Origin of the sequence: Sphingobium sp. TCM1, assembly GCF_001650725.1 — a bacterium.
GTDB lineage: Bacteria > Pseudomonadota > Alphaproteobacteria > Sphingomonadales > Sphingomonadaceae > Sphingobium.
The window spans coordinates 122509-140932 of sequence record NZ_LXVX01000038.1; the positions used below are offsets into that span (position 1 = coordinate 122509).

Below are 18424 nucleotides of genomic sequence, written 5' to 3' on the forward strand. Positions count from 1 at the left end.
TGGAAGAACATCCTACATGAAGCAGTGAGTCGAGAGCGCCGGGAACGCTACCATGCATGAAAATTGTCGCCGCTGTCCCGGAGACGTATCGCGATTGAGAGCGCATGTAAAAAGATGATCAGTGACGTGAAGAACGCTACCGATGCATCGCCTGTATCGGATCAGGAATTCGAATTTACTCTTAAAATTCGAGTCGAATGTCTCAAATCTCTCTGGCAGGCTGCCGCCGTGCACTGCATGAGCGAGTATAACGATTCGACGGATGATCTGATCGATCTCATCGGCCCTGAAGAGGACCCATCAATCGAAGACTGTCTGATGGCGTTGGTCCTGCCCGAACGGGTATCGGGCTGCGTCATGCTGAACGCGGTTCTGGAGCAACAATCCGGCGGGCAGGCGGGCTGAACCGAAAAAGCGGAGTCAGCCCTTGCCCTCTCATTCGACTGCGGCCACGCCAACCAGGCCATAAAGCGGCATTCGGATGCCATTGACCCCCAGCATGATGTCCGTGCCACTGCTGACCACGTCGCTCACTTTCGCGACCGAATTGATGGTGGCGTCCAGCGGATCGCCGCTGGCTGCCGTCGCCGTGACGGACAGGGTATAGGCGCCATCCGCCGCGCGCGTGCCGTCGCTCTGGGTTCCGTCCCATTCGAAGCGGCCCTGCGTCTCGGGATCGAGCGTCGCCGTATGCACGACCTTGCCGGATGAATCGGTCACGGTTGCGGTGATCGACGCCGGCGTGCCGTCCACATAATAGGTCCAGGTCGCAGGATCGCTGCCAAGACCGGCAATCGCGGAATCGAAACGAGCTTCCTTCCCGATGAAGCTCGACGCCTGCGACATCTGCTGGGCGCTGAGCTGGGACACGATGTCCTGCAAGGACGCATTTTGCTGGATCGCCTGCTCGACCTGCGAATATTGCACCAGTTGCTGGGTATATTCGGACGTATCCATCGGATCGAGCGGATCCTGATTCTGCATCTGCGTGGTGAGCAGTTTCAGGAACATTGTATAGTCCGTGGACAGTCCGGCCAGTTGCGAAGTCGCTGTACCGGAGGCCGTCGTCGTGTTGACCGTCGTCATGTCGTGCGTCCTTATGCCTTGAGGTCGATCCGCCCGCTGGCGCGCAGCGGTCGGTAAAGGGGATCGGCAGCCTCGCCGTCCCCGGCAAGCCGGGCCTGCGCAGCCGGATGATGTTGGTCGCGTTTCCAGCCCTGGCCGCCATTGCCGCCCTGCCCGCCGTCGTTCGCTCTTGCATCGAAGCGGAGCGACTGGGCGTCGGAGCGGATGCCCGCATCGACCAGCGCGCGGTTGAGATCACCGCTTTCGCGCCGCAGCATGTCAAGCGCCGCCGGGCTTTCGGCTGACATGACCGCGCGCAGCGTGCCGTCGCGATCGAAGGACAAGCGCACGTCGATGCGTCCCATTTCGCGTGGGTCGAGTCGGATCAGCAGGTCTTCCTTGTCGCCCTTGGCGGCCCTGGCGACTTCGACGCCAATATCCGCGCCGATACGGCCGGGTTGCGCCTGGACGACGGGCGCCATCGCCACACTCTGCGGCATGGAGGGATAGGGGCTGACTGCCGGGCTTCCGGATACGGGCGCCATGGTCTGTGTCAGCAGGGGCGCCGGCAGGCTGCTTTCACCCTTGAACGCGATCAGCGGCTGCGCAATGTCGCTCCTATCAGGGGCGGGGTTGCGCGGATCGGCAATCTCGGCCCGGATGGGCGCTGTCGATGGCGTCATCTCCCGAGCACCATCTGCACCGGCCGCAGGATTCGGCGCTGCGGGTCGCGGCGTCGCAACGGCCATCATAGTAGGGGCCATTTCCACCGGCGGCGCGATGCGGCTTGCGATCGACATGTTCGTCGGGGGATTTGCACCAGCCGACTCCTCCGGGTTGCCCGAAACATGCTTCGCCGGCTGGCCCAATTCGCCTGTAAATGCGGGCGCGATGCCCGGGCCAGCCAGGTTCATCGGCAACGGCGCGGCCAGGAACGCATCGGAATTGGACGGAGCCGTCGCAACCCCATCCTGATCCGCAGCCTCGGCCGGCCTGGCCATGTCCGTTTCGCGCATGGTCGCTTTTGCCGCAGGCCTGGCGATGGGCGGCAGCGGCGCAGCCTGAACCGGAGCGATCGGAAGCGGCATGGGCGGCGACGGTTCCGCCGGACTCTCCACAGGCGTTTCAGCTGTCTGGATCGCTGTCGGCTTTGCGCCGGCCTCGGACGGCTGCGGCTGCGTTTCCGGCTCTGGTTGCGTTTCCGGCTCTGGCTCTGGCCGCGCCTCCGAAACAGCGATCTCGGGACGAACGGGCGCGGCCAGCACGCTCTCGCCCTTGTCCCGCCCACGCGGTGCCAGCGGCGCTGGCGCCGCGTTCATGGCGGGCTCCTCTGGCAGGGATGTCTGCTTCATCCCCATATCGGGCGACGCCATGACGGCCGTTTCGGTCGGGACGGCCCCCAAATTCGCTGGCGCGTCCGCTTTCGGCGCGGCCATGCCATCGACCAAGGCGCCAAAGCCCGGGACGGGCATGGACAGGGGCGGCGCTTCCGGCGATGCCATCATGGGCGTGGAGGATGCCGGAGCGGACAAGATCATCGATGCTGCTGTCATGGTCTTTCGATCTTGATGGCGGCGACAAGCCACCGCATGTCATTCATTATAGAGGATGGACGGCCGTCCCGGTCGCGTCAGCCGATTGTTCCGAGGCTGCGCAGCCGCGCCCGGGCATGAACCTCATTCTGCGACAGCACGACGGTTGCCGGTCGCACCCGTTCAATGATCGAGCGCACGAATGGGCGCAGCGGCGGACTGGTGAGCAGGCAGGGAATCTCGCCCTGGGTTGCGAAACGATCATAGGTCTCGCGAACGGCGGCGATGAACGCCTGGAGGCTGGATGGCGCCATTGCGAGATGGCGCTCGTCGCCCTGCCCGATAATGCTTTCCGCAAATGCCTCGTCCCACTGGCTGCCCAGCGTCACCACCGGAATGCTGCCGTCATGGGTCTGCTGCGCGGAAATCTGGCGAGCGAGGCGGGCACGGACATGCTCCGTCACCTGGGTCAGGTTGGCGGTCATCGCGGTCGCCTCGGCGATGCCCTCCAGGATGGTGGGGATGTCGCGGATCGACACGCCTTCGGCCAGCAGGTTCTGCAACACGCGCTGCACCCCGGAAATGGAGATTCTCGCCGGTATCAGGTCGGCAATCAGCTTCTCAGCTTCCTTGTGGACCTCGTTCAGCAGCTTCTGGGTCTCCGCATAGGACAGCAGGTCGGCGATATTGTCCTTCACGATTTCGGTCAGATGGGTGGTAACGACGGTGCCGCAATCGACCACCGCCAGCCCACGGAACCCGGCCTCCTCGCGCATATCGCGGTCGATCCAGAGGGCCGGAAGCTGGAATACCGGCTCCTTCGTGGGTTCGCCCCTGATGCCCGGTTCCTGGCCAGAGGCGTTGATGACCAGCAGCTTGCCGATGCGCAATTCGCCGCGGGCGATCTCGGTCTCCTTGACATAGACCACATATTCATTGGCCTGGAGCGCCATATTGTCGAGGATGCGAACCGATGGCAGCACGAAGCCGAAATCGACCGCCATCTGGCGGCGAAGCGCACGGACCTGATCGTCGAGCCGCGGTTCGGCGCTCGCATCATTGATCATCGGCAGCAGGCCATAGCCCAGTTCGATCCGCAGCGCGTCGATGGCAAGGGTGCGGGCGATGGGTTCCTCGACCTGCGCGACCTGCTGTCGCGCGGCGACTTCCTCGATGCGCGCCTGAATGGCCGCCGCCTCCGCCTTCCTCGTCATCGACCAGGCCAGCCAGCCGCAAATGCCGCCGAACAGGGCGAACGGCGCGAAGGGCAGGCCCGGCATCAGCGCCAGCATCAGCATCAGCGCGGCGACCACACCGAACGCCTTGGGATAGCGGCCGAGCTGCTCTCCCAGCGCCGCGCCGGTCTTGCCGGCAACCCCGCCCTTCGATACCAGCAGGCCGGCTGCGGTCGATACGATCAGCGCAGGAATCTGGCTGACCAGCCCGTCGCCGACAGTCAGGATGGTGTAGGTAGTGAAGGCCTCGCCAAAGGGCACGCCATGGATGGCGACGCCGATGATCAGGCCTACGACGATATTGATCGCCGTGATCAGCAATGCCGCAACGGCATCGCCCTTCACGAATTTCGACGCGCCGTCCATCGCGCCGTAGAAGCCGCTTTCGGCCTCGATCTCGGCGCGGCGTTCGCGCGCCTGCACCTCGGTGATCGTGCCGGCGTTCAGGTCTGCGTCGATCGCCATCTGCTTGCCGGGCATCGCGTCCAGGCTGAAGCGCGCGCCGACTTCGGCGATGCGCCCCGCGCCCTTGGTGATGACGACGAAGTTGATTACGATCAGGATGGCGAAGATGGTGAGGCCGATCACCGTCTCCCCGCCCATCAGGAACTCGCCGAACGCTGCGATCACGCCGCCGGCGGCCTGGTGCCCCTCATGCCCATGGCCCAGGATCAGACGGGTCGAAGCCAGGTTGAGGCCGAGCCGCAACATCGTGACGATCAACAGGATCGTAGGGAAACTCGACAGCTGAAGCGGCTTGTCGATGAACAGCGCGGTCATCAGGATGAGCACCGACGCCGTGATCGACAGCGCCAGGCCCAGGTCCAGCATCCATGCCGGCATCGGCAGGATCAGCATCGCAATGATCCCCGTGACGCCCAGTGCCAGCGCCAGGTCGCGGCCGGGGCCGAGGCGCGCGATCATCTCGTCGAACTTTGCGGGGAGCTGGACTTTCATGAGTGTATTCCGATGCGATGAGGGTCAGGCAATCCTTCTCCCCGCGGGGGAGAAGGAAGAGATCAATGCCGCAGCAGGCCCGCCGGCGGTGAGAAGTCATCTCTCAGGAACAAGCGCAGCTTGTTGCGGATCGTACGCACCGAAATGCCCAGCATCGCGGCGGCCGTGGTGCGATTGCCCCGGCAGCGATCGAGGGTCTGGAGGATCAGCGCGCGCTCGACATCGTCGACGCTGTGTCCGACCAGTTCCTCTACGGCTGCGGCCATCGCCTGGTTGGCCGCACGCTCGCCACGCAGCCGGGCGATCACGTCGGGCAGGTTCACCGCGACATCCACCACCACCAGCTCGCCCACGGTCCGGCGCCAATTTTCCAGCGCATTGCAGTCCGCCGTGCCGACCGCAATGCTGGCGGCGGACCCGCGCACCATCTCGACGGCAAGACCCATCGTCTTGTTCAAATCGCCCACCAGCAGCAGGCGGGTCGGATCATGGTCTGAAACGAACATCAACGCTCCTGTCGCACAATTTCGGTAAGGGTGATGCCGAGCGCGCTGTCGATGAGGACGACTTCGCCGCGTGCGATCAGGCGGTTGTTGACGAAGATGTCGACCGGTTCACCCACGCGGCGGTCCAGTTCGACCACCATGCCAGGTTTCAGCCGCAGCAGTTCGCCAATGTCCATCCGCGCCCGGCCCAGGATCGCCTGCACCTTGACCGGCACGTCGAACACTGCCTGAAGATCATCGGGCGCGGGCGGCGCGGTCGGACGCGGCGACCAATTGGGGTCGGCATTCATCTCCACATCATCGACGCCGTCGGTCAGATGGGCCGGCGAGAGTTGCCGAGGTTCCATATTTTCACTCATTGCATCCCCTTTCATGCATTCATCCATTGCCGGATCACCGAGGCGGATTCCGCCGGTCCGGCGGCGATGGCGTCGCCGATGCGCTTCAGCGCGGAGACCTTGATCCGCCCGTCGATCTGGGCGAGCGCGATTTCCTCATCGAGCAGCGGCACATCCTGCGCGCGGACTTCCTCCAGCTGGCGGATCGCTTCCTCGTCGCCATCGGCCGCACGCTGGGCGAGCGTGGCCATTTCCTCATTCTCCGCAGCCAGCAGATGTTCGACCGGCTCCACTTCGCCTTCGACAGGCATAACCTTTGGCCGCAACATGCGGATGGCGAACAGGACAACGCCACCGATCAGCACATATTTGGCAAGGTCGAGCAGGCCGTCGGCGGTGACACCGAAAGGCAGACCCTCGGCCGGTTCGTCGAGCTCGCCGGGCGCGGCAAAGCTCATATTCTCGACGACCACGCTGTCGCCGCGTTCGGCATCGAAGCCCACTGCATTTTCCACCAGGCGCTGAAGCCGCTGCATCTCGCCCTGCGGCAGACCCTTGGGACCGCCGTCCACCATCACCGCGACAGTCAGGCGCGACACCTTACCGGGCGAGCGGACACTCACCTTCTGGGTGCGGCTGTTCTGGTAGGTGATGTCCTCGGATGTTTCGTTGCGGGCGGAACGGCGGCTCTCGCCCCCCGTCCCGTTGATCGCAGCCTCATTGTCGGGCAACTGTGCGCCGACGGTCACGCCCTGCGCGCCCGCGCCGCTTTCGTCATTCTGATCGCTGGATTCGACTGTCACCTGATGGGCGACGACCTGGGTATCGGGATCGAATATCTCCGCCTCTTCACGCACCTGATCGCGCTCCAGCACGGCGGCAACCTCGGCGCGGACCTTACCGGCGCCCACGATCGGCGCCAACATGGCCTCGATCTCGGTCCTCAACTTGTTCTCGACGGAGGCCTGACGCTCGTCGATCTCGGATGAACCGGCGCTTCCGCTCTCGCCCGCCCGGGCCAGAAGCGCGCCCGACTGGTCGACGATCGACACGCTTTCGGGCGACAATTCGGGCACGGCCGATGCGACCAGGTGGCGAATGGCCTGCACCGATTCACCGGGGAGGCGGCCGGTAGTTTTGACCGTGACCGCTGCGGTCGCCTTGCGCCGCTCCGTCTCGAACATCGCGCGCTCCGGCATGACCAGATGCACTCGCGCCTTGGTGACGCGCTCCAGGCTTTCGATCGACCGGGACAGTTCCCCCTCGATGGCGCGGGTCTCGTTGAGCTTCGCGCGCGACGCCGACATGCCGAAGGGCTGTTCGGCGTCCAGCACGTCATAGCCGATCTTCCCGCCGAGCTGATCGCCGGCCATGGCCATGCGCAGTTCCGGCAATTTGTCGACCGGCGCCATGACGGACGTGCCATCGGCAGAAATCTGGAACGGGACGCCCTGTCCCTTGAGCTTTTCGCCGATCGCCTGCGTGGCGGAGGGTTCCAGGTCGGTGTAAAGGAATCCCATCTCGCTCGATGGGCTTCGCAGAGCCAGATAGCCGATGCCCAGCAACAGGGCCGCGGCAACGCCCCCCATCAGCAAGGCGCGACGAGGGCCGATCTGCTCGATAAAATTCCGCAAAGCGTTCAAGGCTGCCTCTTCTTGAGAGAGGGGGCGGCCCCCTGGCCGTCCCGCTCCTTCATTATAGGAGGATCAGCTAGGCAATAGTTGCCCGCGGCGGGAAAAGTTTACACCGTGCCGGCCTCTCCCAGCAGCCCATCCAGTTCGCGCGCCACGGCGGCGCGGCGCGCTGCGGCCTCGACGATCAGCCCGCCTTCGGCCCAGCCGATATGGGCGTCATGCCGCGCGATCGTCGCGTCTGCGACGATCGCGATATTGAGGGCGCGTCGTTCCCCCGCGCGGCGTTCCGCCACCAGCCGCTCGACATCCTCCAGGCTGTCGGGATGAACGCGGATCGATACGGACGTGCCGCGCACGACCTGCCGCAGCACGCGGCCCAGCGCTTCGTCGATCGCCTGCCCCGGCGCCTGCCGGATCGCATGGCCAGCGATCATCTCCGCGGCGCAAAGCGCCACCTCGGCGGCCTCGCGCATGATGCGATCGCTTTCGTGCGCCCATTGCCCACCCAGTTCGTCCAGCGCAGCGTGGAGCGCGTCGGTTGCGGACAGCATGGCTTCCGCGCGTTCGCCCCGCGCCTGAGCAAGCCCCGCGGCCAGCCCCTCAGCGCGGGCTTTCAGCAGCGCGGTTTCCCGGTCCTGGCGCATCTCCTCGATCCGCTCCTGCAGCGCCGCGATCTGACCCTGCAGTTCCTCGACGGGCGGAGACGCCGGAACGTCCTCCACCGGCGCGGGGCCGGATCGGAACACCCGGTCGAAACCGAACGGCTTTATCGAAATGGCAGCCTCCATCATCGGCTCAATAGATCATCGCATCGTCGCTCTTCGGATCGACGAGCATGATTTCACCCCGGTCGCCCAGCGACTTGGCAAGGCGCACGAGCGACGCCTGCGCGTCCTCGCACTCACGCGCGCGCACCGGCCCCATCGCCGCCATATCGTCGCGCATCAGCTTCGCCGCACGCTCGGTCATCGCCTTGAAGAAAATCTGCTTCATCTCCTCCGGCGCGCCCTTCAGCGCCAGCGCCAGGTCGCGCTTGTTGCTGTTGCGCACGATCGTCTGGATGGCCCCTGGCAGCAGGTTAGCCAGATCCTCGAAGGTGAACATCAGCGCGCGAATCCGCTCCGCCGACTCGGGCGCCCGGTCGTCGAGCGCGACCAGCATCGCCTCCTCGGTCGACCGGTCGAGCGCGTTGAACAGTTCCGCCATCGTCTCGTGCGGGTCGCGGCGCTGGGCGCGGGACAGGTTCGTCATAAACTCGCTCTTCAGCGTCTGTTCGACCTGGAGAATCACATCCTTCTGCACCGTGTCCATCTTCAGCATCCGCATGACGACATCGGTCGCAAGCTCGCGGGGAAGTTCGGCGAGCACCCGGGCAGCATGATCCGACCGCAGCTTGTGCAGAATGACGGCCACGGTCTGCGGATATTCATTCTTCAGATAACCGGCCAGCACGGCCTCGCTGACATTGGACAGCTTGTCCCACATCGTCCGCCCGGAGGGACCACGAATATCCTCCATGATCTCCCGCACGCGATCGGCGGGCAATATACCTTCAAGCAGCCTTTCAGTGGTCTCGAACGAGCCATGGAGCGAAGCCATGCTCGATACTTCGCCGGAAAACTGCACCAGCAGATGTTCGACCACGACAGAGGGGACACGGCCCAGCTGGGCGATGGCGGAGGACAATTCCTTGATTTCCTCGACGGACAATTGCTCCCAGATCGGCCCGCCATGATCGCGCCCCAGCGCCAGCATCAGCGCGGCGGCGCGCTGAAGTCCCGAATATTTCTTCAATTCGGGCGGCTCGCCGAATTGCGGCGTCATCATGTTCATATGCACATATTCCCCAAAATATTGCCCCGCGCCGAACCGGATCAAGGCTGCATTCCTCTATCTTATAGGAGAGTGCCGGCAGCTTCCGGCGATGGAGGATTGCTTGACGATAAATTTATCCAACGGCCTGGTCGGCCTGTCCCTGCTGGGAGGAACCAACGGCTTCACCTCCTATTATGCGTCGACGACCGACACGCCGGCAGTGATCGAGGCGAAAAAAGCTTTCACCCTGCCGGAAACCACGCCGCCCTGGCAGGAGGAACCGAGCGACGCCCCGCTGAGCACCCAGATCGCGGCGATCAAGCGGCTGAAGACGATCATCGACACCAGTAGCGACAATGGGCTGGAGGATCTGCCCGACATCCAGACCGCCTTCACCACCTACAAGGCGCTGGACGCCTTGCGCCTGTTAGCCGACAGCGCAGCCAAGAAGACGACGTCTTCGACGGAACGGCTGGCGCTGCAAAAGATATTTGCCAAGGGGTTAAGCGACCTACAAACCTTTCTGGGACAGGCGGAAACCGATCTTCTGACCCTGAACTATGGGCTGGTCACGCGTCGATCGGAAAGCATCGGCATCGAGACGACCGACAGTTCGGGCAAGGTCTATGCCGAAGGCGTCAGCGCGACGCGCGACGGCGCCCTCGCCGGCCTGACTGGCAATGAAGTGTTCAGCGTCACACTCACGCGCGGCACGGCCACCGAAACGGTCACGGTGGATCTGTCGACCACGACACAGCCACCGACGCTGGATTCGGTTGCCGACGCCCTGAATGCCGCAATCGGGGCGACGCCCGCGCTCGATGGCAGCGGCAATCCGATCCTGGATGCGGGCGGCAACCCGACCAGTCTGTGGAAGTCGCGATTCACGGTCGAGAAGAGCGGGGACACATGGGGTCTAGCCTTTACCGCAGCCGGTATCGAGAAGGCGTCGATCGATCAGGTCAACGCCACTGACGCGCTGATGATAGCCAGTGGCCGAACCGCCACGGACGGACCTACATCGGCGCAGATATTCCGCGTGGACGATCCGGCGTCGGCGCTCGAAACCGAACGGCTGAGCACGATCAACGCCATCGACAGCAAGGCAACCGCCCAGGCTCAGGCCGTCGCGGCCGCCAATGCCGACGCCGATGACGAGGATGCAGCCGATCCCATCGTCTATGTCGGTACGACCGCCCGCGCGATCGCCACGGATGCCCAGGGCTTCAGCTATGTCGTCGGCACCACCGCCGGCGATCTGGGCAGCTCCCTGTCGGACGGCGATGACGACATGTTCCTCACCAAGGTCGACAGCGAGGGCCGGACCGTGTGGCAGCGCAGCCTGGGCGCGGCCGGAACCGGCGAAGGCGCTGCAGTCACCATCGCCGCCAACGGTGATATCGTCGTCGCGGGCACGGTCAGCGGCGCCTTCACCGGCAGCGATGACAGCCAGACCGACATGCTCGTCGCGCGCTTCTCCGCCAACGGGACGCAGACTTTCGCCACGGCCATCCGGCAGGTCGGCAACGAAAGCGCCACCGCGCTCGCCGTCGGCGATGACGGCAGCCTTTATGTCGCGGGCCGCGCTTCCACGGGCGGTGGCGACGCCGTGCTCGTGCGGCTCGATGCGACCGGCAAGGTTCAGGAAAAGCGGACCATCGACAGCGGCGGGTCGGACTCGATCACCGCGCTGGCTATCGACGGGTCGGGCGAACTGCTGGCGCTTACCAGGGAGGGCGCCGATGCGACGCTGAGGCGGATCGATGCGCAGGCGTTGTCGACCGATCTTGGATCGGTCAGCCTCGGCGCAGTCGATGCCCGTGCGATCGCGGTATCGGACAGTGGCGAAATCGCGGTCGCCGGCGCTGCCAGCGTGGCGGTCGATGGCGATCAGGCCAATGGCATGACTGGCGGGCGCGATGCCTTTGTGACCCGGATCACGTCCGATTTCTCCTCGGCCAGTACGAGCTATATCGGCACCACCAGCGACGATCAGGCCGACAGCCTGGCCTATATGAACGGCGCACTCTATGTGGGTGGTCGCACCAATGGCGCGCTCGAAGGCACGAAAAGCGGCAAGGTCGACGGCTTCGTCGCCCGGATCGACACGACCACCGGCGCGGTTGCGGACGTGGACCAATGGGGTCTCGTCACGCACAGCGTCGAACCGGTGAAGATCACAGCCGTGACCGGCGGCGCGACCGCGCTGGGCGCGCTGGGCCTCGGCCGGGGATCGCTGAGCCCGACCGTATCGGCCACCATTTCCTCCCAGACCACGCTCAAGGAAGGCGACAAGTTCAGCCTGCGCGTCGATGGCGGCACAGTACGCACCATCACCATCGGCAAAGATGAAAGCATGGCCACGCTGGCGCAGAAGATCCAGCGCATCACCGGAGTGAACGGCACCGCCACTACGGCGAAGGTCGATGGCGAGCAGGTGTTGCGCGTCGACGCCAAAACCGGACACAGCATCGAGCTGATCGCCGGCCCGGACGGCGGCGACGCGCTGGCCAAGCTGGGCATGACCCCGATCCGGCTCGTCGCCCCGGCGCCCAAGGATCCCGATGCGCCAAAAGTGACGCCCGGCGGCACATACAGCCTCAACCTGAACGACATGCTCAACCTGACCGACCTGAAGTCCGCGGGAGCGGCGCTGTCCCGGATCAATGCCGCCCTGTCGATGACGCAGAGCGCCTATCGATCGCTCTATTGGGATTCGTCCAAGGAAGCCCAGATCAACGGCACCGTGACCGGCGGCGGTTCCGTCTATCAGCAGGCCCGGCTTGCCCAGTATCAGGCGGCGCTCAGTCGCCTTTCCGTGTAAGGAGCAGACCCGACATGACCTTCACTCCCTCGATACTCGACGGCATCGGCCGTTCGATGAAGCATCTCTCCGAACGCCAGCGGGTGATCGCGGAAAATATCGCCAATGGCGAAACCCCCGGCTTCAAGGCGCAGACCGTCGAAGCGCCGGACTTTTCGTCGCTTGTCCAGGTCTATGACGGCAACGGCGGGAAACCGCGCGTCGGCCGCCCTCATGTCCAGTTGTCGGGCGGCATGGCCGCGCTCGGTGCGCAAGCGCCGCGCGCGAACAGTCGCGTGATCCTCGAAAGCGACATCAGCGAGACCAAGCCCGATGGCAATAATGTCACGCTGGAAGACCAGCTTCTCAAGATGGGAGAGGTTCAGGCGGATTTCGCAGCCATGACCAACCTGTACCGCAAGCAGATCGGCCTGCTGAAAACGGCCATCGGCAAAGGCTGATCCGCCCGTCCTGGTCCTGACTGCGCGTTCCGAAAGGGGACCGGTCGGTCGCTCAGTCCAGCCGGGCGCGTAGTCATATAGATGAGACGCGCCAGGCGACAAGCGCGTGGCAATTCCATGCATCGCTCCGCCATAGGCCATGCACGATCCCGCTAAGCGGATGCATCCTATAAGTCCGCGCGCGAAAAATCGTGAAGTCTTGTGAAATTTTTGGGATACATCTGCCGCCTAGATGCGTTGGAGGCAGCATTTCGTGCTCGATAATGAATCGCAACAGTATACCCTATAGGATGTTTCCAATTGTGACATCGTCAGAGTTGCTGATTGTAAATCATTGACCAACACAAAATGCTATGAGAATAGGGCAAATGAGGGAGTGACGAGCCGTTCCTAAAATTGTTCCGCACGCAGAGGGCAATATGACGCAGAAATTTGGCCAATCCCGCTCCAGAACGACCCGCCCGGCCCCCGTTCTGCGTCCACTTGCCGGCGTCGATGCCTTCCGCGCCTTCCTGTTTCCCAATAATATTCGGGAATATAGGAAAAAAAGAAATGCCGGATCGCTGCTGCAACTATCCCAGTCGATTCCTTCCATAACCTATATTCGCCTGTCGAAGATCGAGCGCGGTGAGATTTTCGCCCGTGCCGATGAAATCAGGCAGATTGCTACTGCGCTGGAGGTCGATCCGGAGCGGCTGTTGATCGATATTGATGATGCCGCTTTCGACATCGCGGCGTGGGCGGCGGAATTTCAGTCGCCCGACAGCGCCGATCCGCTTGCGGACAGCCTGGCCGTGCTGGTGGCCGCCGCCGTTCGCGCGCGGCGGGCGGCGGACGCTTCGCTGACGATCGCCGCCTTCGAAATGGACTATGGCATCGCGCCGGTCATCCTGTCCCGGATCGAAAATGCCTACAAGCCCTTCGATCGTTGGAGCGCTGACATCCAGCAGGCGCTGTGTCGCCTCTTCGGCGTGCGCGATGCCGCCGGGCTGGAACAGGATGTCGTCCTCGCCCATGCGAGGGGTGAACTGGACGCCATGCTGCCCATGATCGCCAACCCGGAAACCCGGATCGCCAAGACCCGCGCCAGAATTCTCGCGCTACGGCGCGAACTGGCTGCCGAAGGTCCACGCGCCCGGCCACTGCCACGCCCCAAGGCCGCGCACCCGGCATTGGGCAGCCTCATGCCAGACGACGTCTCGGCGCCCGTGCTGGACGCCATCCACGCGTCGGACAATGTCACCGTGCGCCTCGTCCCGGTATTCGGCGCGCCGCTCAACGACGGGCTGATCGCGCGCGTAGCGACCGGCGAACAGGTCGAAGCGCCCCGCAATGCCGGACCGCGCGCCTATGGCCTGCGGATATGCCGGCCGACGCTGGGTTCGGGATTACCGGGCCGGTCGACGATCATTGTCGATCCAGATCGCTTTCCGTCGGCCGGCGGCCTGGCGGTCATCCGTGAAGCGGAAGGCCTTCGGCTGCTGTCCGTGACATTCGACCGGCAAGGGCGGATGTTCGGCTATAGCGAACATCCCGATCGGGAGATCGCCATCGACGATGTCGCCCCCGAAGATGTCGCAACCGTGCTGTCGGCACAGTTCGAATAAAGATTGGCCCGCCCCGGACATCGCTCGTCATTCTCCGCCCTATAATGGAGAGTGGAGGATAACCGGTTGAACCATGTCGATTTCTGGCACGATCAAGTCTGCGCTCGGACGCGGTTCGCGCTCCTCACTCCCGCCGTCGGCCGTCATGTCGAACGGCTTTTCCTCGCGCCAGCGCCTGCAACAGGCGCTGGACGAGATGGTCGAGGCCCGGGAGCCTGTCGATCGGCTGGCGCTGCTGCTGATCGACCTTGACCGTTTCGACCTGGTCAACGACCTGTGCGGCCCCGCCAAGGGCGATGCGGTGCTGGAGATCGTCGCCCGGCAGAGGCTGGGGAGCATCCGGACCGTCCGGTCGATCCATCTCGCGGCGGACAAATTCGCCTGCCTCTTTCCCTTTGCCGGTGACGAAGCGATCGCCCTGGCACTCGCGGACACGGTACAACAAGTCATCCGTGAACCCATCCTGCTGGGAGAGCATGTGGTTTACCTGACCGCTTCGGGCGGAATGGTGATCGCGGACGAGCCGGCGCTGTCCGCGGATGACCTGCTTCATGCAGCCTCCCTCGCCTTGTCCCATGCTCAGCAGGCCGGTGGCGAGACCGTGCGATGCTTTTGTCCGGAGATGTTCACGGACCTCGACGATCGCACGGAATTGGAGAATGATCTTCGCACCAGCCTGATGCGGGGCGAAATATTGCCCTATTATCAGCCGATCATATTGCTAGACAACAGCCGCCCCAAGGGGTTCGAGGCGCTCGCGCGCTGGCACCACCCGCGCCAGGGGCTGCTGGGGCCGGACCGCTTCCTGCCCATCGTCGACGACATGGGGCTGGACCGGGATCTGCTGTTCATGATGCTGCGCCAGGTCTGCCGCGATGCGCGGGACTGGCCGGCGCATTTCACCGTGTCGATCAACATCTCGCCCGCACAGCTTTGCGATCCCGACAATGCGGTCATGCTGCTACGCATCCTCTTCGCCTCCGGGCTGGCGCCCGGCCGCCTTATCGTCGAGATCACGGAGAGCGCGCTGATCCATAATCTGGCGAGCGCGCACGAAACCATCCGTTCGCTGCGCAATACCGGCGTTCGCATCGCCCTGGACGATTTCGGCACGGGCTATGCCAGCCTCAGCCGCCTTTGCAATCTGGAGATCGACCATCTCAAGATCGATCGGACGCTGATCCAGTCGCTGGACCGGGAAGCGGGCCGCAAGCTCGTCAAGGCGGTCGTCGATCTCGGCCGCAGCCTCTCCATGCCCGTCACCGCCGAGGGGATCGAAACCCCGGACCATGCGCGGTTTCTCCGCGACCTCGATTGCGCATTCGGCCAAGGCTATTATTTCGGCCGGCCGGAACCGGCCGATGCGGCCCGGACGCGGGCCCTTTCATCCCATCCATGAGAACAGGACAGGGCGGATACGAAAAAGGCGCGGTCCCTGCCGCGCCTTTTCTTTCGATCAGCCTGGACTTAATATTCGCCGTTGAAGGAGATAGGCGTGGTCAGTTCCATCTTAGCCAGATCACCGCGCGCGCCATAGGTGCGGGCGCGATTGCCCGCCAAACGACGCGCTTCGGCGGCGATCGCGGTCATCATCTCCATCGACAGGTCGATCTGGCGCTCCAGCAAGCTGGCGTTTGTGGCAGAGGCGTGGCGCAGTTCGGCCAGCGCTTCGATCAGCCGCTCTCGTATCTCGACTTCCATTTCCTCGGCCCATTCCGGCTGATGCCGGTTGCGCCGGGCCAGCAACTCCTCCAGCCGCGCGACGAGGCGGGCCTTCGCCGCCGCCAGTTCCGCAAGGCTCAACGCGCGCTCCTGCCCCTGCAGCCGCCGAGTTTCCTCGTTCATGATCGCCGACAGGGAAGTCATGATGTCGATCATCTCATTGGGCATCCTTCTCTCCTCCCTGCATCCGGATAATCTGCGCCTCCACCGCTGATGCGAGGCCCAGGCCCCGCCCCTTCGCGATCTGCGCGCCGATCTGCTCGGCCAATATGCCGCGAAACATGGACTCGCCCGACCCGCCGGTGAAGTCGCCGTCCATCTCGACCGATTCCATCATGATCTTCGCGATCTGGCCGGCAAAGACACCCTCGAACTCGCGCGCGACCTTTGCGGCACTGCCGGTGGCACGGGATGTCACGGGCAGCGCGCTGACAGCATCCGCCATATTATTGCACCGCGATTTCGGCCTGGAGCGCACCGGCGCTGCGCAAGGCCTGGAGAATAGTGATGAGGTCGCGCGGGCTGACGCCCAGCGCATTGAGGCCCGACACCAGGGACTGGAGCGACGCCCCGCCACCCAGCAGGGCGAGCGAGGCGCCGTTGCCATCGTCCGCTGTGATCTGCGTGCGCGGGAGCGTGACCGTCTCGCCATTGGACAAGGGACCGGGCTGCGAGGCGACCGGATTTTCGCTGACGCTGATGGTCAGGCCGCCCTGCGCAATGGCGACCGGGCTGATGCGGACATCGGCACCCATGACGACCGTGCCCGCTGCCTCGTTGATGACGATGCGGGCAGGCTGGTCGACCTCCACGGTCATATTCTCGACACGGGTGACTAGCTCGACGACCGAACCGGCAAAGGCGCCGGCAGGACGGATTTCGACCGTCGCGGGATCGAGTACTTCGGCGGTGCCGGGCATCTGCCGATTGATGACGCCGGCGATCCGGTCCGCCGTCGTGAAGTCGGGATTCTTGAGCGCCAGCTTCAGGCTGGTGGCGGATTTGAGCGCGAAAGGCACTTCCCGCTCGATGATCCCTCCGCCCGCGATCCGGGCGGTCGTGGTGACTCCACGGCTGAGGCGCGCGGCGGCCCCCTGCGCCTTGAACCCCGACACGGCGACCGGTCCCTGCGCCACGGCATAGATTTCGCCATCGAGGGCGCGGAGCGATGACACCAGCAGGGTTCCGCCCTGAAGGCTGGTGGCATCGCCCAGTGCCGAAACCTGCACATCGATGGTCGATCCGGCGCGGGCGAAGGGCGGCATGGTCGCCGTCACGGACACCGCCGCGACATTCTGCGTCAGCATTTGCGTCCCCCGAATGTTGACGCCCATCCGCTCCAGCATCGCCTGCAACGTCTCTTCGGTGAAGGGAATGTTGCGGATGCGGTCGCCGGTGCCTTGCAGGCCGACCACGAGACCGTAGCCGACCAGCTGGTTGGGCCTCACATTCTGGACATCGACGATATCCTTGATCCGCGGCGTGGGACCGGCCAGCGCCGGGACCGGCGCCAATGCCGCGAACAACGCGGCCAGGGTCAGGGTCGGCGATTTCGTCAGCATCTTCATCTTAGTCCTTATAGGAGGATGGAGAGAGGGAATGGGGAGAAGGAAGCGCAAATTGCGTCTTTCGATCGTGCCGGCGTCGGCGGAGCCGACGACCGCAGCAAAGCGCGCACGACTACCGCCCCTGTCTGGCGAGCCGCATGACATAGCCGATGATTTCGGCCACCGCGGCATAATGCTCGATGGGAATGGGACGGTCGATCTCGACTGTGGCATAGAGCGCGCGAGCGAGCGGCGGCGCCTCGACGATGGGGACATTGGCGCCCTTCGCAACCTCGCGGATACGCAGCGCCACGGCATCGACGCCCTTCGCCACCACCACCGGCGCGGCCATGGCGCCATGGTCATATTTCAATGCCACGGCATAATGGGTGGGGTTGGTGATGATGACGCTCGCTTCCGGGACGGCTGCCATCATGCGGCGTCGGGCACGCTGCATCTGGATCTGGCGAATCTTGCCCTTGATCTTGGGGTCGCCTTCGCTCTGCTTATGCTCGTCCTTCAATTCCTGAAGCGTCATACGCATCCGCTTGATGAAGGCGCGATTCTGGTAGAGGAAATCCGCGACCGCCAGCAGCACGACCAGCAGAGTGACGGCGCGGATCGCCTCGAACGCCATGCGGCCCGCAACCAGACCGACACCGCCCGGCGTATAGCCGACCAGTTGATCGAGGCCGCCAAAGCGCGGGCGCAGCACGAGAAAGGCGACCGTCGCGATGGCGCCGAACTTCGCGAGCGTCTTTGCGAACTCGACCAGCGCACGGGTTCCGAACAGGCGCTTGAAGCCCGACATGGGGTTCAGCTTGGACCATTTGGGCGCGACGCGCGACCAACTCAGTGTCACCCGCCCCTGCAGGAACAACGTGCCCAGTGCGCAGGCGAACAATACCCCCATGACGGGCGCCAGGCTGAGCGCGACATGGCTCATGATCCCGGCCGCGACATCGCGGGCGCCATGGCCGTCGAGGCGGTAATCATCGGCGCTGCCCCAGAGGCGAGCGAGCATGCTAGCCAGACCGGACAGGGCCGACATGCCGGCCCAGCCGATGACGATGGTCGCGCCGATCATCATCGTCGCATGGCGCATCTCCGGCGAGAGGGCGACATCGCCCTTCTTGCGGGCGTCCTCCAGCCGCTTCTGCGTCGGGGCGTGGGTGCGCTGGTCCTTGTCGGCCTCGGCCATG

At 64.4% G+C, this 18424-nt stretch carries 18 protein-coding genes; 6 read left to right on the top strand and 12 right to left on the bottom strand.

The window, feature by feature from the left end; all coding sequences use genetic code 11:
* Positions 1-126 precede the first annotated feature (126 nt).
* Positions 127-405: a hypothetical protein gene (locus tag A7Q26_RS19840; protein WP_198162995.1), complete on the top strand. Its 279-nt coding sequence runs from the start codon at positions 127-129 to the stop codon at positions 403-405.
* A gap of 30 nt (positions 406-435) precedes the next feature.
* On the opposite strand, the gene A7Q26_RS19845 is transcribed toward A7Q26_RS19840, so the two are convergent.
* Entirely contained in the window at positions 436-1086 is a 651-nt protein-coding gene (locus tag A7Q26_RS19845; RefSeq protein WP_066863366.1) for a flagellar hook assembly protein FlgD, read from the bottom strand.
* An 11-nt stretch (positions 1087-1097) separates the two neighbouring features.
* On the bottom strand, positions 1098-2384 hold the full coding sequence (locus A7Q26_RS19850) for a flagellar hook-length control protein FliK (RefSeq protein ID WP_198162996.1): 1287 nt from the start codon (positions 2382-2384) through the stop codon (positions 1098-1100).
* On the opposite strand from A7Q26_RS19850, the gene A7Q26_RS25730 reads away from it, so the two are divergent.
* Positions 2383-2634, top strand: a complete 252-nt coding sequence (locus A7Q26_RS25730) for a hypothetical protein (RefSeq protein WP_198162997.1) — start codon at positions 2383-2385, stop codon at positions 2632-2634. The genes A7Q26_RS19850 and A7Q26_RS25730 overlap by 2 nt on opposite strands.
* Positions 2635-2695: 61 nt before the next feature.
* Here the strand turns inward: A7Q26_RS25730 and flhA are convergent, their stop codons facing one another.
* From flhA to A7Q26_RS19880, 6 genes are all read right to left on the bottom strand, one after another.
* Positions 2696-4789 carry a flagellar biosynthesis protein FlhA gene (gene flhA / locus A7Q26_RS19855; RefSeq protein WP_066863372.1) on the bottom strand — a complete coding sequence of 698 codons (2094 nt, stop codon included), beginning with the start codon at positions 4787-4789 and terminating at the stop codon, positions 2696-2698.
* Positions 4790-4851: 62 nt separating this feature from the next.
* Positions 4852-5295: a helix-turn-helix domain-containing protein gene (locus A7Q26_RS19860; protein WP_066863375.1), complete on the bottom strand. Its 444-nt coding sequence runs from the start codon at positions 5293-5295 to the stop codon at positions 4852-4854.
* Entirely contained in the window at positions 5295-5585 is a 291-nt protein-coding gene (gene fliN, locus A7Q26_RS19865; RefSeq protein ID WP_285833722.1) for a flagellar motor switch protein FliN, read from the bottom strand. The genes A7Q26_RS19860 and fliN overlap by 1 nt, the downstream gene beginning before the upstream one ends.
* Positions 5586-5665: 80 nt before the next feature.
* Positions 5666-7276, bottom strand: coding sequence for a flagellar basal-body MS-ring/collar protein FliF (gene fliF, locus A7Q26_RS19870; protein ID WP_066863380.1), 1611 nt, complete (start codon positions 7274-7276; stop codon positions 5666-5668).
* A 98-nt stretch (positions 7277-7374) separates the two neighbouring features.
* Entirely contained in the window at positions 7375-8055 is a 681-nt protein-coding gene (locus tag A7Q26_RS19875) for a FliH/SctL family protein (protein ID WP_066863775.1), read from the bottom strand.
* Between the two features lie 7 nt (positions 8056-8062).
* Positions 8063-9091: a flagellar motor switch protein FliG gene (locus tag A7Q26_RS19880; protein ID WP_443018175.1), complete on the bottom strand. Its 1029-nt coding sequence runs from the start codon at positions 9089-9091 to the stop codon at positions 8063-8065.
* A 112-nt stretch (positions 9092-9203) separates the two neighbouring features.
* Between A7Q26_RS19880 and A7Q26_RS19885 the strand changes: the two genes are divergently transcribed.
* The 4 genes from A7Q26_RS19885 to A7Q26_RS19900 all read left to right on the top strand — a co-directional run bounded on the left by A7Q26_RS19885 (position 9204) and on the right by A7Q26_RS19900 (position 15352).
* A complete protein-coding gene (locus A7Q26_RS19885; RefSeq protein WP_084439249.1) occupies positions 9204-11906 on the top strand; it encodes a hypothetical protein in 2703 nt (900 codons plus the stop codon).
* A 14-nt stretch (positions 11907-11920) separates the two neighbouring features.
* Positions 11921-12346: a flagellar biosynthesis protein FlgB gene (locus A7Q26_RS19890; protein ID WP_066863386.1), complete on the top strand. Its 426-nt coding sequence runs from the start codon at positions 11921-11923 to the stop codon at positions 12344-12346.
* 419 nt (positions 12347-12765) lie between these two features.
* On the top strand, positions 12766-13953 hold the full coding sequence (locus tag A7Q26_RS19895) for a helix-turn-helix domain-containing protein (RefSeq protein ID WP_066863389.1): 1188 nt from the start codon (positions 12766-12768) through the stop codon (positions 13951-13953).
* Positions 13954-14026: 73 nt separating this feature from the next.
* Positions 14027-15352, top strand: coding sequence for a putative bifunctional diguanylate cyclase/phosphodiesterase (locus tag A7Q26_RS19900; RefSeq protein ID WP_066863392.1), 1326 nt, complete (start codon positions 14027-14029; stop codon positions 15350-15352).
* 68 nt (positions 15353-15420) lie between these two features.
* Here the strand turns inward: A7Q26_RS19900 and A7Q26_RS19905 are convergent, their stop codons facing one another.
* The 4 genes from A7Q26_RS19905 to flhB form a co-directional block, all read right to left on the bottom strand.
* Entirely contained in the window at positions 15421-15843 is a 423-nt protein-coding gene (locus tag A7Q26_RS19905; RefSeq protein ID WP_066863395.1) for a flagellar biosynthesis protein FlgN, read from the bottom strand.
* Positions 15833-16120, bottom strand: a complete 288-nt coding sequence (locus tag A7Q26_RS19910; protein ID WP_066863397.1) for a rod-binding protein — start codon at positions 16118-16120, stop codon at positions 15833-15835. Before A7Q26_RS19910 ends, A7Q26_RS19905 begins: the two co-directional genes overlap by 11 nt.
* 1 nt (position 16121) lies before the next feature.
* Positions 16122-17237 carry a flagellar basal body P-ring protein FlgI gene (locus tag A7Q26_RS19915; RefSeq protein WP_198163011.1) on the bottom strand — a complete coding sequence of 372 codons (1116 nt, stop codon included), beginning with the start codon at positions 17235-17237 and terminating at the stop codon, positions 16122-16124.
* A 118-nt stretch (positions 17238-17355) separates the two neighbouring features.
* Positions 17356-18423: a flagellar biosynthesis protein FlhB gene (gene flhB, locus A7Q26_RS19920; protein WP_066863403.1), complete on the bottom strand. Its 1068-nt coding sequence runs from the start codon at positions 18421-18423 to the stop codon at positions 17356-17358.
* Position 18424 lies beyond the last annotated feature (1 nt).

Bases quoted from the DNA above. Each gene is read 5' to 3' on its own strand.
- A7Q26_RS25730 (WP_198162997.1), top strand. From the start codon at position 2,383: ATGGCGGGCTCCTCTGGCAGGGATGTCTGCTTCATCCCCATATCGGGC.
- A7Q26_RS19915 (WP_198163011.1), bottom strand. From the start codon at position 17,237: ATGCTGACGAAATCGCCGACCCTGACCCTGGCCGCGTTGTTCGCGGCA.
- A7Q26_RS19890 (WP_066863386.1), top strand. From the start codon at position 11,921: ATGACCTTCACTCCCTCGATACTCGACGGCATCGGCCGTTCGATGAAG.
- A7Q26_RS19875 (WP_066863775.1), bottom strand. From the start codon at position 8,055: ATGGAGGCTGCCATTTCGATAAAGCCGTTCGGTTTCGACCGGGTGTTC.
- A7Q26_RS19845 (WP_066863366.1), bottom strand. From the start codon at position 1,086: ATGACGACGGTCAACACGACGACGGCCTCCGGTACAGCGACTTCGCAA.
- A7Q26_RS19900 (WP_066863392.1), top strand. From the start codon at position 14,027: ATGTCGATTTCTGGCACGATCAAGTCTGCGCTCGGACGCGGTTCGCGC.
- A7Q26_RS19880 (WP_443018175.1), bottom strand. From the start codon at position 9,091: ATGACGCCGCAATTCGGCGAGCCGCCCGAATTGAAGAAATATTCGGGA.
- A7Q26_RS19905 (WP_066863395.1), bottom strand. From the start codon at position 15,843: ATGCCCAATGAGATGATCGACATCATGACTTCCCTGTCGGCGATCATG.
- A7Q26_RS19850 (WP_198162996.1), bottom strand. From the start codon at position 2,384: ATGAACGCGGCGCCAGCGCCGCTGGCACCGCGTGGGCGGGACAAGGGC.
- A7Q26_RS19910 (WP_066863397.1), bottom strand. From the start codon at position 16,120: ATGGCGGATGCTGTCAGCGCGCTGCCCGTGACATCCCGTGCCACCGGC.
- flhA (WP_066863372.1), bottom strand. From the start codon at position 4,789: ATGAAAGTCCAGCTCCCCGCAAAGTTCGACGAGATGATCGCGCGCCTC.
- A7Q26_RS19860 (WP_066863375.1), bottom strand. From the start codon at position 5,295: ATGTTCGTTTCAGACCATGATCCGACCCGCCTGCTGCTGGTGGGCGAT.
- flhB (WP_066863403.1), bottom strand. From the start codon at position 18,423: ATGGCCGAGGCCGACAAGGACCAGCGCACCCACGCCCCGACGCAGAAG.
- A7Q26_RS19895 (WP_066863389.1), top strand. From the start codon at position 12,766: ATGACGCAGAAATTTGGCCAATCCCGCTCCAGAACGACCCGCCCGGCC.
- fliN (WP_285833722.1), bottom strand. From the start codon at position 5,585: ATGAATGCCGACCCCAATTGGTCGCCGCGTCCGACCGCGCCGCCCGCG.